This is a genomic window from Aquincola sp. J276 (assembly GCF_024700035.1).
Taxonomy (GTDB): domain Bacteria; phylum Pseudomonadota; class Gammaproteobacteria; order Burkholderiales; family Burkholderiaceae_C; genus Aquincola; species Aquincola tertiaricarbonis.
The window spans coordinates 2,544,741-2,559,255 of record NZ_JAJONC010000002.1 but is presented as its reverse complement, the minus strand read 5'-3'; the positions used below and the strand labels follow the sequence as shown (position 1 = coordinate 2,559,255).

The window sequence follows — 14,515 nt, the reverse complement described above, 5'->3', positions numbered from 1 at the left end:
CACGCCGTTGCTGGCATGGATGTCGGTCTTCACCACCTTGGCCTTGTCCACCATCACGCCGCCGGTGGTGCTGACGGTCAGCCCTGAGCCCTGCAACTGCTCCTCACCTTGCCGGCCTTCACGTCGGCGGCCATCACCTTTGCCCGGCACCACGTGGTAGGTCAGCACCTTCGTCAGCGCGGCCTTGTCCTTCAGCAGCGCATCCAGTTGTGCCTTGGGCACCTTTGGCGAAGGCCTTGTCGGTGGGCGCGAACACGGTGAACGGCCTGGCCCTTCAGCGTGTCCACCAGGCCGGCGGGTTGCACCGCAGCCACCAGGGTCTTGAACGAGCTGGCGGACACGGCGGTGTCGACGATGTCGGCGGCCATGGCGGTCATGGCGCCGAAGCTCAGGGCAGTGGCGATCAGCAGTTTCTTCATGGTGGTGTTTCCTTCGGGGTTGACGAACGGGACGGGATGGAACGGGGAAAGGGCCGGCGGCTCACACCGCCGGCAGCAGAACCTTGTCGATGACGTGGATGACGCCGTTGCTGGCCATCACGTCGGTGGCGGTGATGGCGCTTCGGCGGCCGCGCTGGTCGGTGATCACCAGGTCGCTGCCCACGGTGAAGCTGCCGCCCTGCACCGTGGTGATGGGCGTGCCCACCGGCACCTGCGCGCAAGCACGCGGCCGCTGACCACGTTGTAGGTGAGCACGGCGGTGAGCAGGGGCTTGTCGGCCAGCAGCGCCGCCTTGGTCACGCCCAGCTCGGAGAGCAGCGCGGCAAAGGCCGCATTGGTGGGCGCAAACACGGTGAAGGGGCCGGGGCCGCTGAGCGTGGTGGCCAGGTCGGCCGCGACCACGGCTTCCACCAGGATGCTGAAGTCGGGCAGGCTTTGCGCCACCTGCACGATGTTGCGATCCTCGTGGTCGTCATCGTCAACGTTGCCGCAGGCGGCCAGCAGGGTGCTGCCGGCGCCCAGCGCCGCGGTGAGCAACAGGGAACGTCTCCTGAACTGCATGTGTGCTCCTGGTTGTGTACTGGCGAGGCCGGATACTAACCATTCAGGCCATAACTAGACTGCACAGTATCATTTGCGACCGAAGCGTGTGGTTATTGACGTGGAGGTTCGGCTGAAGCACCATGTCGCCGGGGTAAAAGGGCGGGCATGGCAAGCAAGATCAGACAGGAAGCCGGCGTGGCGTCGGCCAAGCGCAGCTTTCGCGCGCAGATGCATGAGGCACGGGAGGACGCCATCGTGCAGGTGGTCAACCGCCTGCTGGCCGAGCGCGGCTATGAGGCGATGACGGTGGACGAGGTGGCCGCCGAGGTGGGCATTGCCAAGGCCAGCCTGTACCGCCACTTTCCCAGCAAGGAAGACCTGGCCGCCGCCGCCATGGTGCGCACGCTGGAGCGGGCCCAGGCCTTCGTCGACGCCCTGGATGCCGAGGCCGCCGAAGGCGCGCCGGCCACGCCGCTGAACAAGCTGGAAGGCCGCCGCCCGCTGGACCATCACCGCGCAGCTGCAGGGCGAGATGCCTTCGCTGCCCAGCCAGAACTCCGGCCTGCGCAGCGCCCTGATGAACAACGAGGCCTACGTGGGCGGCCTGATGTCACTGAGCGACCGGCTCGGTGCCTGGATCGAGGCCGCACAGGCCGACGGCAGCCTGGACCAGCGGCTGCCGCCCATCGTGGTGCTCTACACGCTGTATGCGCGGGGCTGCGACCCGGTGCTGGGCTTCCTGCAGGGCACCGGCGAATTCACCGATGCGCAGATCACCGAGATGGTGCTGGGCACCTGCTTCAACGGCCTGGCGGCGCGCTGACGGGCAGCGGGCGCCTCAACCGGCGGGGCCGAGCAAACGGTCGAGGTTGGCTTCGATCTGCGACTCGATGCGGCCCTGGTAGGCACTGAGCAGGAAACCCAGCTGCGCCTGCAGGTCGAAGCGGTCGGCGCTCACGTGCAGCTCGCCCGACACGCCGCTGCGGCGGAACAGCACCCGGTCCTGCGCCTCGCCCGCCTGGTAGTCGCAGCGCAGGCCATAGTCCCGCTCCGCCTGCGCCACCCACTCCTTCGCGCGTCGCGCGCCTGGGCCAAGCCCAGGGTGTGAGTCCGGTGTACTGCCAACTGCGCCATGGTGTCCCTGTCTGGTGGAGGCCGCCGGCCGATCCGCTTCGGCCGCCGGCGTTGGAGGGCTTCGGTCGATGGGGGTTCCGCCGGATCGGCAGGACCGGCCATGCCGACAAGCTAGGGAGGAATTCCCTCCGAAGGGGTGGCACCCGCCCCCGAAGGGCGTTGGTGGTGCCCGCAGCAGCCGCCTAACTTGGTTCCACGCATGCAGTGCCGCGGGCCGTCCCGGTCCGTTCGGGCCCGTGCGACAAGGAGCTCTCATGGAACAGCGTCACCCCCCGGGCCGTGGTGCCGAGCCGGTCGTGCTGCAGGTCACCACCCGCCAACGCCCCGATTTCCAGCAACCGCTGATGGCATGGCTGTTCGATGGCGGTGGCCGGCTGGCCGCGCGTGTCGAGGTCAAGGACGGCCGGCTCGAACTGCCCGCCACCGATGGCGGCGGCCATGGCCGCCTGTTCATCACGCCGGTGGACGAGCGGCTGGTCGAGACCGAGCCCACGACCGCCATGCTAGAACGCCTCGGCGCCTACGAGCCGGTGCTGCTCATCGGCGAGCGGCTGAAGCCCGTGATCGACATTCCCGGCCTCGTCATCGACCACTGGCCGTTCTGCTTCTGCTGGCTGCGCGGCCGCGTCGAGCGCCTGTCGGACCATCGCGCCATCTGCGGCGCCCGGGTGCATGTGTGCGAGGTGGACCGGCTGCCATGGTGGATCCGCCGGTTGCCCGAGCGGGACATCTTCAAGCTGCGCGACGACCTGCTGGAGGTGCTGCGCCGCCCGCCGGTGCCGCAGCCGGTCCCCGGTCCCGAGCCCTTCGACCCGCGCCCGCTGTTCCGCAGCGGCATGCCGCAGGCGCTCAATCCGCAGCCGCTGCCGCCGCAGGACAGCATCGAGCTGCCGGCCGCGCTGCAAGCCAGCCTGCGCAGCCGCTCGGCCCAGATGGTGCGCAGCACGCTCGCCGACCATGCCCAGCTGCTGCTGCCGTGGCTGTGCCTGTGGCCGCACTGGTGGTGGCGGCTGCGCTGCGACGAGATGGCGGTGCTGACCACCGACAACCAGGGCCGCTTCGAGACCACGCTGTTCTACCCCTGCCACGGCGACCACCCCGACCTGTACTTCTGGGTGGAGTACGACTTCGGCAGCGGCTTCGAGACGGTGTACCGGCCCGGCATGGCCTGCAACACGCACTGGAATTACGCCTGCGGCACGCCGGTGACGCTGCGCGTGCCCGACCCGCGCGTGCCGGGCTGCGAGGAGGAACCCGACCTGCCCGGCCGCCAGGTGAGTGGTGCTGTCCATCGGCCCCGGCGTGGCCGTGCGCGAGCTGCAGGCCACGGGTGCCGGCGAAGGCCTGACCACCGCAGGCGAGCCCTTCGGCGGCACGCTGGAGCCGCGCGTGGACTTCAGCCGCTCGGCCCTGATCGGCGGCGGCATTCCGTACTACCGCTGGTCGTACCGGCGGCTCAGCGGACCCGACGGCGTGGCCGCCACGGTGGACGCCGCCTCGGTGCCGCTGGGCGTGTGGTCGGTGATGTCGCGCGACGTCTACCGCCACTACAAGCTGGGCACCAGCTTCCCGTCGGAGCGCATGGGGCCGATGCCCACCGCGGGTGCCGATGCCGCGCCGCTGCCCAACCTGTTCCGCATCCGTCCTGTGGCCCCGCCCGCCGGCACCGAGTGGGTGGTGCTGGACGAAAGCGTGGACCTGGCCACCGCCTACCTGGACAGCCACATGCTGGCCGGCGCGCCCACCGCGGCGCCCTGGCCCGACGACCTGGCCGCCGGCCGCTACGAGCTGAAGCTGGAGCTGTTCGACAGCGCAGGCGCCCTGGTGGACTGGACGGCGCAAGGCATCGACCTGCGCATCACCGACCAGGACGCGCCCTTCGGCACCGCCACCGTCACCAGCTCCACCGCACCCGCCCACAACCGGGTGCTGGTGGGCGGGGCGACGATGGGCTTCCGCATGGTGCTGCGGGTGGACAACAACCGCTGCTCGGCCGACATCCAGCCGGAGGGCGGCACCGTGTCGCCCGACCCGGTCTGCGGCTTCCACAACTATGCGCAGCCCAGCGACACGGCCGGCTTGTCCTTCGTGGCGCGGCACCCCAACGGCTTTGCCACCTACGGCTTCAGCGTCACCCGCGGACCGGGGCCGGCACTGGCCGTGGCGGGCACTTCGGGCGTGGCCGGTGCGCCGGGCAGCAACGGCTACCTGCAGACGGGCAGCTTCAGCTATGGCAAGGCGGTGACGGTCTCGGCGTTGCTGGGCCCGTGCAGCAACGCGGCCTATGCCGAGCGGCTGGAGGTCAGCGCGATGGCCACCAACGGCTACGGCACGCTGACCCAGTACAACGCGGCCGACAACGCGGCCTTTGCACTGGCCATGCCCTGCCCCGCCTGCGAGTGCACCGAGGCGGAAGGCGGAACGGCCTGAGCCGCCCGGCTCAATGCCGGTCCGCCGGCGCCAGGCCGCGGTCGCCGCCCAGTTGGGGCGCGGCCGCGGCCGGCGCCCGCTTGTCGCGCACCAGGTACGAGTACAGCACCGGCACCACCACCAGCGTCAGCAGCGTGCTGGTGATCACCCCGCCGATGATGGCGCGGCCCATCGGGGCCTGGATCTCGCCGCCTTCGTTGAGCGCCAGCGCCAGCGGCAGCATGCCGAACACCATGGCGCCGGTGGTCATGATGATGGGCCGCATGCGGATCAGGCCGGCCTGCAGCACCGCATCGGCCACGGTGGCGCCGCCGCGCCGCGCATGATTGGCGAAGTCCACCAGCAGGATGGCGTTCTTGGTCACCAGGCCCATCAGCATCACCAGCCCGATCATGCTGAACAGGTTGAGCGTGGAGCGCCACAGCAGCAGCGCCAGCATCACGCCGATCAGCGCCAGCGGCAGCGAGGCCATGATGGCCAGCGGCTGCAGGAAGCTGCCGAACTGGCTGGCCAGCACGATGTAGATGAAGATGGCGGCCAGCGCCATCGCGGCCACCACCGCACCGAAGGCCTCCTGCTGGTCCTTCGTGGCACCGCCCACGTCGAAGCTGTAGCCCGGCGGCAGCCGGGTGGCCTGCACCAGCTTCTGCACGTCGGCGCCCACGTCGCCGCCCGGCCGCCCTTCCACGCCGGCGAACACCGCCTCGCGCCGCTGCAGGTTCTGCCGGCGGATCACTTCCGGGTTGACCACCGGCACGATGTCGGCCACCGCTTCCAGCGTGATGGGCGTGCCGTTGGGCGCGAAGGCCACCGGCAGCTGGCGCATCTGCACCACGCGCTCGCGCAGGTGCTCGGGCAGGCGCAGCAGCACCTCCACCTGCTCGCCGTCGGGCGTGGTCCAGTGGGTGGCGGCCTCGCCGTTGACATAGGCGCGCAGGCTGGAGGCGATCTGCGGCGCCGTCAGGCCCAGCTCACGCACCGCATCGGGCTTCAGCCGCACCGCGTAGGCCGGCAGCCCGGGCTTGGCGGACACCTCCACATCCACGATGCCGGGGATCTTGCGCACCTGGTCGGCAAATTCGTTGACCAGCCGCACCAGGCCTTCGGGGTCGGTGCCCAGCAGCGCCACGTAGATCGGCCGCTCGAAGCCCACCGACATCTCGATGCCCGGGATGCGCGCCAGCTCGGCGCGGATGGCGTCCTCCACCTGCTTCTGGCTGCGGCTGCGCTCGGCCCGCGGCTTCAGGCCGACGTTGAGCGTGCCCACGTTGCGGCCAACGTTCAGGCCTTCGCCGTCGCCGCCCACGGTGGTGCTCACGCTCTTGACCTCCGGCATCGCCATCACGATCTGCTCCACCTGGCGGAACTTGTCGTCGGTGCGCGCCAGGCTGGCGCCCACCGGCATGCGCACCGACAGCTGGGTGAAGCCCTGGTCCGTCTGAGGGATGAACTCGGTGCCCACCAGCGGCACCAGGCCCAGGGCGGCCACGAAGCTCAGCACGCCGGTGGCCAGCACGATGCCGCGGGGCGACACCGAAGCCCGGCCCCAGCCGTAGCGCCGGCCGCTGAAGGCCCAGCGGATCAGCCGCTCGTACACCGCATGCAGCAGGTCCATGCCGCGGTCGGTGGCGCGGATGGCATGGCCCACCACCGGCAGGCGTTTCAGGCGCGCGCTGGGCGGGTCGTGCCATACCGACGACAGCATGGGGTCGAGCGTGAAGCTGACGAACAGGCTGACCAGCACCGCCACCGTCACCGTGATGCCGAAGGGATAGAAGAACTTGCCGACGATGCCGCCCATGAAGGCCACCGGCACGAACACCGCGCAGATGGCGAAGGTGGTGGCCATCACCGCCAGGCCGATCTCCGCGGTGCCGTCCAGCGACGCCTGGCGATGATCCTTGCCCAGGCCCACATGCCGCACGATGTTCTCGCGCACCACGATCGCATCGTCGATCAGCAGGCCGATGCACAGGCTCAGCGCCATCATCGTCATGAAGTTCAGCGTGAAGCCGAAGGCATGCACCGCGATGAAGCTGGAGACCACCGCGATGGGCAGCGTGAGCCCGGTGATGACGGTGCTGCGCCACGAATGCAGGAACAGGAAGACGATGGCCACGGTGAGCAGCGCGCCTTCCACCAGCGTGCGCTGCAGGCCCTTGAGCGAGTTCTTCACCCAGTCGCTGTTGGCATAGATGAGCTGCAGCTCCATGCCGGCGGGCAGCGTGGCGCGCAGCTCGTCCAGCGCGGCCTTGATCTCGTCGCCGGTAGCCACGATGTTGGCGTCCTGCTGCTTGAAGATGTTGAAGGTGACCGCGCTCTGGCCGTTGACGCGGGCCAGGGTGGTGGGCTCCTGCTCGCGCTCCACCAGGGTGCCCAGGTCGCCCAGCCGCAGCGGCAGGCCGTTGCGCAGGCCCACCACCGTGTCGGCGAAGCGCTTGGGATCGCGCACCATGCCTTCCACCCGCAGCATCGCGTCCTGCACCGGGTTGCTGAGGATGCCCACCGCCTCGTCGCGGTTGGCCGCGGCCAGCTGCGTGGCGATCTGTGCCGGCGTGATCTGGTAGGCCCGCAGCCTCGCCGGGTCCAGGTCGATGCGCAGTTCGCGCTTGGTCAGGCCGGCCACGTCCACCCGCGCCACGCCGCCCACGCGCACCAAGCGCTTGCTGGCGGTCTGGTCGGCGTAGATGGACAGCTCGCGCGCGCTGCGGCCGGTGGACAGCAGCGCGGCCACCACCACCGGCTGGCTGTTCTCGTTGTCCACCCGCAGCACCGTCGGCGGCTTGGCATCGCGCGGCATCAGCGACTGCACCGCGGCCACGCGGTCGCGCACGTCCTGCAGGCCACGCGACATGTCGGCGTTCAGGTTGAACTCCACCTGCGTCTGGCTGCGGCCTTCGAAGCTGCGCGAGGTGATGCGCTTGATGCCGGCCACCGCGTTGACCGATTCCTCGACCAGCTTGGTGACCTCGCGCTCCACCGCCTCGGCCGAGGCGCCGGGATAGCGCACGTCGACATAGGCCATCGGCGGCGCCACGTCGGGCAGCTGCTCCACGCCCAGCCGCAGGTAGGCGAACAGGCCCAGCACGCACAGCGCGGCCATCACCATGGTGGCGAACACCGGGTTGTTGATCGCGACGCGGGTCATCCACATGGCGCGCTCCTCACTTCACCAGCGGTGCCGAGGCGCCGCTGGCGGCCACCGAGCCTGCCTTGCCCGGCAGCAGCAGCGCGCGGGTGCCCTCGCGCAGGTTGTCGAAGCGTGCGGCCAGCACGCGGGCATCGGGGGCCACGCCCTGCAGCACCTCCACCCGGCCGCCGGCCTCGTCGCGCCGGCCGGTGATCACCGCCCGCCGCGCCAGCACGCCGCCTTCGATCAGCCACACATGCTCCTGCCCCGACTGGCTGCCGATGGCACTGGCTGGCAGCGTGAGCCGCTGCTGCGCATCCGGCAGCACCACGCGGGCCACGGCGTACTGCCCGGCGCGGAAGGTCTCCTTCGGGTTGTCCAGCACCACCGTCACGCCGATGGCGCGGCTGCCGGGCTCGGCCGCGGGCGCGATGCGCGCCAGCGTGGCGGCCACCGGCGTGGCCACGCCTTCCACGTTCACCTGCACCGGCTGGCCCGGCGCCAGCAGCGAGACCTCGTGCGTGCCCACGCTGCCGGCCAGCTCCAGCCGCGCCAGGTCCACCAGCGTGAGCACCTGCTGCTCCGCGGCCAGCTTCTCGCCGGGCACCACATGGCGGCGCGCCACCACGCCGGCAATCGGCGCCACAAGGGCCGCATCGCGCTGGGTGACCCGCAGGCTGTCCACCTGCGCCTGCGCCGCCTGCAGCTGGGCGCGGGCGGTGTCGAGTTGCGCGCGCGAGGTGTCCAACGCATTGGCGGAAATGAATTGCTGGTCGGCCAATCGCAGGTTGCTCTGGTAATTGCGCTCGGCCTGCGCCCATTGCGCCCGCGCCGATTCCAGCATCGCATGGCGCTCGTTGACGCGGCTGTCCAGCTCCGCCAGGTCGATGCGGCCCAGCAGCTGGCCGGCGCGCACGCGGCTGCCTTCGTCCACCGACAGCGACAGCAGCGTGCCGGCGGCCTTGGCGCGCACCACGGCCGTCTGCGGCGCCACCAGCGGGCCGGAGAACTGCAGCACCAGCGGCAAAGCCGTGGACTGCGGGTGCACCACCTCGCGCGGCGAGAACTCCAGCGTCACCTCCGGCTTGGCCGCTTCGGGCTTGGCCCGCTGGGTCCACATGGCGCCGGCCAGGCCGCCTCCCACCAGCAGCAACAGCACCACCACGGCCGCTGCCTTGGCCTTGGATCTGGGCGCCTGCTTGCGCATTCCACGCTCCTCGCTTCTCGTGTTGTGTGGCAATGCAGCTCGTGGCGCATTGCAATTCGCGGGGCAGTGTAGAAGGCGCCGCACGGCCTGCAAGTGGCCATGCGACGGAGTGCGGATGGATGCGACGGACTGCAGGCCGGCTCGGCGGCCGGCCGCGGCGGGCCGCTCAGCGGCGGGCGGGCGCCGCGTCCCCGGCCCACAGCTCGGCCAGGTGCGGGAAGTTCCACTGCGCGGGCGATTCGCGGCCGACGATGCGCTCCCGCGCGCCGGCCTGCGACAAGTCGATGCGCGCCACGCTGATCGGCATGTTGGAGCGGGTGGAATAGAACGCCTTGACCACCGGCGCCACCAGCGTGCCGGGGTTCTGCTCCACCACCACCGCCAGCTTGCCCGACTCCAGCCGCACCAGCGAGCCGACGGGGTAGATGCCCAGGCTCTTGACGAAGGCGCCGAGCATCGCCTCGTCGAAGTGCCCCTTCCAGGACATCATGCGGGCGATGCTCTCGGCCGGGTCCCAGCCCGGCTTGTAGGGCCGGTTGGAGGTGATGGCGTCGTACACGTCGCAGATGGCGCCCATGCGGGCCACCGCGCTGATGCGCTCGCCGGGCAGCCGGTGCGGATAGCCGGTGCCGTCGATGCGCTCATGGTGGTGCAGGCACACGTCCAGCACCGAATCGGGCGCGCTGCCGCCCAGCAGCATCTCGTGGCCACGCTCCGGATGGGTGCGCATCACCGCGAACTCCTCCTCGGTGAGCTTGCCGGGCTTGTTGAGGATGTCCAGCGGCATGCTGGCCTTGCCCATGTCGTGCAGCAGCCCGGCCAGGCCGGCTTCGCGGCAGGCGGCGGTGTCCAGGCCCAGTTCGCGTCCCAGCGCCACCATCAGCGCGCACACGGCCACCGAATGCATGTAGCTGTACTCATCGCGTGTCTTCAGCCGCGCCAGGCTCACCAGCGCGCCGGGGTTGCGGAAGACGGACTCGGAGATTTCCTCCACCAGCGGCAGGCACTGCTGCGCATCCAGCGCACGGCCCAGCCGCGCCTCGTTGAACATGGACTGCACCGCCTGCTTGCTGCGCCGGCACAGCTGCTGGGCCTTGCGCAGTTCCTCCTGCAGGCTGGCCGACGGGGGGTGGCGGCATCGGCGATGCGGCCGGCGGCGCCGCGGGCGGCGTCACCGCGGCCGTGGCGGCGGAGGCATCGGCGCCATGCGCCGCAGGGGCCGACGCCCGCGCCGGTGCCGGCAGCGACGGCCGGCCATCGGCCAAGTCCAGCCCCTGGCTGGTGTCGATCCAGCATTCCGCGATGCCGCTGTCCAGCGCGGCCCGCAGGTCGGCCAGGTCGGTGAGCACGAAGCGCGACTTCCAGAAGGGATGCCGAACCCAGGAACTCTCGAAGGCATGCAGGTGCATGCCCAGGCGAAGGTCCGCCACCTGAATCTTTTTCAACATCGGGGAACTGCCGTTTCAAGCGTTAGCCATCATTTCGGCAAGAACCCCGCCATGCAAAAGGGGATTCTTAGAGGGTTTCACCCACCTGGCCGGGGATGGCAGGCACCGGCAGCACCACGTCGGCGTTCTGCGCCCGGTGGCGCAGCGCATGATCCATGAGCACCAGCGCCAGCATTGCCTCGGCGATGGGCGTGGCGCGGATGCCGACGCAGGGATCGTGCCGGCCGAAGGTTTCCACCGTGGTGGGCTGCAGCGCGCGGTCGATCGACGCCTTGGGCGTGCGGATGGAGCTGGTGGGCTTGATGGCGATGGACACGCGCAGGTCCTGCCCGGTGGAGATGCCGCCGAGCACGCCCCCGGCGCGGTTGGCGCGGAAGCCCTCGGCGCTCAGCTCGTCGCCATGCAGGCTGCCGCGCTGGGCCACCACGCCGAAGCCATCACCGATCTCCACGCCCTTGACGGCATTGATGCCCATCATCGCGTAGGCGATGTCGGCGTCCAGCTTGTCGTACAGCGGCTCGCCCAGGCCCACCGGCACCTGGTGCGCCACCACCTCGATGCGTGCGCCGCAGGAGTCGCCCTCCTTGCGCAGCGCATCCATGTAGGCCTCCATCTCGGCGATCTGGCTCACGTTGGCGGCGAAGAACGGGTTGTTGGGGATGTGCGCCGCATCCTCGAAGGCCACCGGCAGCTCGCCCAGCTGGCTCATCCAGCCGGTGAAGGTGGTGCCGTGACGCTCCAGCAGCCACTTGCGCGCCACCGCCGCCGCGGCCACCGTGGGCGCGGTGAGGCGGGCCGAGGAACGGCCGCCGCCGCGCGGATCGCGCAGGCCGTACTTGCGCCAGTAGGTGTAGTCGGCATGGCCGGGGCGGAAGGTGTCGAGGATGTTCCCGTAGTCCTTGCTGCGCTGGTCGGTGTTGCGGATCAGCAGGCAGATCGGCGTGCCGGTGGTGCGGCCTTCGTACACGCCGGACAGGATCTCCACCGCATCGGGCTCGTTGCGCTGGGTGACGTGGCGGCTGGTGCCGGGGCGGCGGCGGTCCAGCTGCGGCTGGATGTCGGCCTCCGACAGCGCCAGCCCGGGCGGGCAGCCGTCGATCACGCAGCCGATGGCCGGGCCGTGGCTTTCGCCGAAGTTGGTGACGCGAAACAGTTCGCCGAAGGTGGAGCCGGGCATTGCAAGAACCAGTCAGCTAGGAATGAATAAGGCCCGGCACCTGCACGGCGCCGGGCCCCGGATTGTGCGTGGACTCCGCTGCGTGACTCAGAGCTTGGGCTGCACGCCCGCGGCCTCGACCGCCGAATCCTGGTCCACCGGCCAGTCGCGGATGTAGGCCTTGAGCATGCGGTTCTCGAAGTCCTGGCTGTCCACCACCGCCTTGGCCACGTCATAGAACGAGATCACGCCCATGAGCGTTCGCTGGTTGAGCACCGGCATGTAGCGCGCATGGCGCTGCAGCATCATGCGGCGCACCTCGTCCAGCTCGGTCTCGGGCGTGCAGGTCAGCGGCTCGTCGTCCATGGTGCTGCGCACCAGCAGGTCGCCCACGGTGCCGCCATTGCGCACGATGGCCTGGATGACTTCGCGGAAGGTGAGCATGCCGGTGAGCTCGCCATGGCTCATCACGCACAGGGAGCCGATGTCCAGCTCGGCCATGGTCTTCAAGGCCGTGGCCAGCGGTTCGTCGGGGGTCACGGTGTAGAGCGTGTTTCCTTTGACACGCAGGATGTCGCTGACTTTCATGGCAGTGCTCCGGGGCAGGGTTCGGCGCCAACATAGCACACAATCTTTCGCATGGCGCCCGGCAGTTTCACCGCTGACGCCGGGGCACGACAACACGACAAGGAGACTGCATGCCCGGCCCGTCCGACCCCGGTTTCGACACCCTGGCGCTGCATGCCGGCGCCGCGCCCGACCCGGCCACCGGCGCCCGGGCGCTGCCCATCCACCTGAGCACCAGCTTCGTGTTCGAGAGCAGCGAGCACGCCGCCTCGCTGTTCAACATGGAGCGGCCGGGCCATGTGTACAGCCGCATCAGCAACCCGACCACCGCGGTGTTCGAGGAACGCATGGCGGCACTGGAAGGCGGCGTCGGCGCCATCGCCACCGCCAGCGGGCAGGCGGCGCTGCACCTGGCCATCTGCACCATCGCCGGCGCCGGCTCGCACGTCGTGGCCAGCAGCGCGCTGTACGGCGGATCGCACAACCTGCTGCACTACACGCTGGCCCGCTTCGGCATCACCACCACCTTCGTGAACCCGCGCGACGTGGACGCCTGGCGCGCCGCCATCCGGCCCGAGACACGGCTGCTGTTCGGCGAGACCCTGGGCAACCCGGGGCTGGACGTGCTGGACATCCCTGCCGTGGCCGCGGTGGCGCACGACGCCGGTCTGCCGCTGCTGGTGGACAGCACCTTCACCACGCCCTGGCTGATGAAGCCCTTCGACCATGGCGCGGACCTGGTGTACCACTCGGCCACCAAGTTTCTGTGCGGCCACGGCACCGTGGTGGGCGGCGTGCTGGTGGACAGCGGCCAGTTCGACTGGGATGCCTCCGGCCGCTTCCCCGAGCTGAGCCAGCCCTATGCCGGCTTCCACGGCATGACCTTCACCGAGGAGAGCACCGTGGGCGCCTTCCTGCTGCGCGCGCGGCGCGAGGGCCTGCGCGACTTCGGCGCCTGCATGAGCCCGCACACCGCCTGGTTGATCCTGCAAGGCATCGAGACGCTGCCGCTGCGCATGGCGCGCCATGTGGACAACACCCGGCGCATCGTCGAGTTCCTGGCGGCGCATCCGATGGTGGCCGGCGTGGCCTACCCCGAGCTGCCCGGCCACCCCGACCATGCACTGGCCCGGCGCCTGCTGCCGCGTGGCTGCGGCGCGGTGTTCAGCTTCGACCTGAAGGGCAGCCGCAAGCAGGGCCAGGCCTTCATCGAGGCGCTGAAGCTCTTCAGCCACCTGGCCAACGTGGGCGACTGCCGCTCGCTGGTGATCCACCCGGCCTCCACCACCCACTTCCGCATGGACGACGCCGCGCTGGCGCAGGCCGGCATCGGCCCCGGCACCATCCGCCTGTCGGTGGGGCTGGAAGACCCCGACGATCTGCTGGACGACCTCAGGCGCGCGCTGAAGGCCGCGGAGAAGGCGCAATGAAGATCCTGGTGAACGGCCAGGCGGCCTACGCCTACACCGGCGGCAAGCCCTTCGACCCCACGCTGCCCTGCGTGGTGATGGTGCACGGCGCACTCAACGACCACAGCGTGTGGACGCTGGCCGCGCGCTGGTTCGCGCACCACGGCTTCGGCGTGCTGGCGGTCGACCAGCCCGGCCATGGCCGCAGCGCCGGCCCGGTGTTGCCCAGCGTGGAGGCGCTGGCCGACTGGCTCTGGGCGCTGCTGGACGCAGCCGACGTGCAGCAGGCCGCGCTGGTGGGTCACAGCATGGGTTCGCTGATCGCGCTGGAAGCCGTGGCCCGCGCGCCGCAACGCGCCACCGGGCTGGTGATGGTGGGCACGGCCTATCCGATGAAGGTGTCGGATGCGCTGCTGGCCACCGCGCTGGCCCAGCCACTGGCCGCCATCGACATGGTGAATACCTTCTCGCACAGCACGATCGCCGCCAAGCCGTCGTACCCTGGCCCCGGCAGCTGGCTGCACGGCGGCGGCCGTGCACTGATGCGCCGGCTGCTGAAGCTGGGCGAAGGCAGCGTGCCCGCGGGCAGCAACCTGTTCCACCACGACTTCCAGCTGTGCGACGCCTACGCCAATGGGCTGCAGGCCGCCGCCGCCGTCACCTGCCCGGCCACGCTGGTGCTGGGCGGGCGCGACCAGATGACCCCGCCCAAGGCCACGCGCGACCTGGCCGGCGCGTTGAAGGCCCGGGTGGTGACGCTGCCCGCGGCCGGCCATGCGCTGATGCAGGAAGCGCCGGAGGCGCTGCTGGGGGCGTTGAGAGGGGCGTTGCAGACGGTGCCGGCGAGCGCGGGGAGCGCACGATGAGCCGCCGACACGACGAGCGCACGCAGCTGATGCTGCTGGAAGACGCCCGGCGCGGCCTGGCCGACGTTGCCGCCGGCCGTACCGTGGACGCCGACGAAGCGATCAGGCAGCTGCAACTGCGGCGGGCCGAACAGCGTGCCGGGCAGCCTGCTGCGCCCGTACCTCCCCGCCCGCCCGCCGGCTGA

Annotated in this window: 12 protein-coding genes and 3 pseudogenes; 5 read left to right on the top strand and 10 right to left on the bottom strand. The window is 70.5% G+C overall.

The genetic code is table 11. The annotated features are described in order from the left end of the window. Positions 1-222, bottom strand: a 222-nt coding sequence (locus LRS14_RS29860) for a fasciclin domain-containing protein (RefSeq protein WP_257802158.1), incomplete at its 3' end; no start/stop codon positions are given. Between the two features lie 258 nt (positions 223-480). After that, positions 481-1,001 (bottom strand): annotated as a pseudogene (locus LRS14_RS29845) (fasciclin domain-containing protein). Between the two features lie 210 nt (positions 1,002-1,211). On the opposite strand from LRS14_RS29845, the pseudogene LRS14_RS29840 reads away from it, so the two are divergent. Next, positions 1,212-1,806, top strand: a pseudogene (locus LRS14_RS29840) (TetR/AcrR family transcriptional regulator). Positions 1,807-1,821: 15 nt separating this feature from the next. Here LRS14_RS29840 and LRS14_RS30875 read toward each other — a convergent pair. The 3 genes from LRS14_RS30875 to LRS14_RS29825 all read right to left on the bottom strand — a co-directional run bounded on the left by LRS14_RS30875 (position 1,822) and on the right by LRS14_RS29825 (position 3,409). Next, positions 1,822-2,373 (bottom strand): polyhydroxyalkanoic acid system family protein, encoded by a 552-nt coding sequence (locus LRS14_RS30875; protein WP_404977619.1) that lies wholly within the window; start codon positions 2,371-2,373, stop codon positions 1,822-1,824. Next, on the bottom strand, positions 2,300-2,557 hold the full coding sequence (locus LRS14_RS29830) for a hypothetical protein (protein WP_257802153.1): 258 nt from the start codon (positions 2,555-2,557) through the stop codon (positions 2,300-2,302). Before LRS14_RS29830 ends, LRS14_RS30875 begins: the two co-directional genes overlap by 74 nt. A gap of 63 nt (positions 2,558-2,620) precedes the next feature. Continuing rightward, positions 2,621-3,409, bottom strand: a complete 789-nt coding sequence (locus LRS14_RS29825) for a hypothetical protein (RefSeq protein ID WP_257802152.1) — start codon at positions 3,407-3,409, stop codon at positions 2,621-2,623. On the opposite strand from LRS14_RS29825, the gene LRS14_RS29820 reads away from it, so the two are divergent. Then, positions 3,399-4,547 carry a hypothetical protein gene (locus tag LRS14_RS29820; protein WP_257802151.1) on the top strand — a complete coding sequence of 383 codons (1,149 nt, stop codon included), beginning with the start codon at positions 3,399-3,401 and terminating at the stop codon, positions 4,545-4,547. The genes LRS14_RS29825 and LRS14_RS29820 overlap by 11 nt on opposite strands. Before the next feature lie 10 nt (positions 4,548-4,557). Here the strand turns inward: LRS14_RS29820 and LRS14_RS29815 are convergent, their stop codons facing one another. From LRS14_RS29815 to LRS14_RS29795, 5 genes and pseudogenes are all read right to left on the bottom strand, one after another. Continuing rightward, complete coding sequence (locus tag LRS14_RS29815; protein WP_046114795.1) at positions 4,558-7,701, bottom strand: efflux RND transporter permease subunit; 3,144 nt, start codon at positions 7,699-7,701, stop codon at positions 4,558-4,560. Between the two features lie 10 nt (positions 7,702-7,711). Then, positions 7,712-8,884, bottom strand: coding sequence for an efflux RND transporter periplasmic adaptor subunit (locus LRS14_RS29810; RefSeq protein WP_046114796.1), 1,173 nt, complete (start codon positions 8,882-8,884; stop codon positions 7,712-7,714). A 166-nt stretch (positions 8,885-9,050) separates the two neighbouring features. After that, positions 9,051-10,332 (bottom strand): annotated as a pseudogene (locus LRS14_RS29805) (HD-GYP domain-containing protein). A 67-nt stretch (positions 10,333-10,399) separates the two neighbouring features. After that, positions 10,400-11,509 (bottom strand): chorismate synthase, encoded by a 1,110-nt coding sequence (gene aroC / locus LRS14_RS29800; RefSeq protein ID WP_046114798.1) that lies wholly within the window; start codon positions 11,507-11,509, stop codon positions 10,400-10,402. A gap of 87 nt (positions 11,510-11,596) precedes the next feature. Further along, positions 11,597-12,076, bottom strand: a complete 480-nt coding sequence (locus tag LRS14_RS29795) for a CBS domain-containing protein (RefSeq protein ID WP_046114799.1) — start codon at positions 12,074-12,076, stop codon at positions 11,597-11,599. Between the two features lie 110 nt (positions 12,077-12,186). Between LRS14_RS29795 and LRS14_RS29790 the strand changes: the two genes are divergently transcribed. The 3 genes from LRS14_RS29790 to LRS14_RS29780 are packed head-to-tail and all read left to right on the top strand — an operon-like array spanning position 12,187 to position 14,515. Then, positions 12,187-13,485, top strand: a complete 1,299-nt coding sequence (locus LRS14_RS29790) for an O-acetylhomoserine aminocarboxypropyltransferase (protein WP_257802150.1) — start codon at positions 12,187-12,189, stop codon at positions 13,483-13,485. Then, on the top strand, positions 13,482-14,330 hold the full coding sequence (locus LRS14_RS29785; protein WP_257802149.1) for an alpha/beta fold hydrolase: 849 nt from the start codon (positions 13,482-13,484) through the stop codon (positions 14,328-14,330). Before LRS14_RS29790 ends, LRS14_RS29785 begins: the two co-directional genes overlap by 4 nt. After that, entirely contained in the window at positions 14,327-14,515 is a 189-nt protein-coding gene (locus LRS14_RS29780) for a hypothetical protein (RefSeq protein ID WP_257802148.1), read from the top strand. The genes LRS14_RS29785 and LRS14_RS29780 overlap by 4 nt, the downstream gene beginning before the upstream one ends.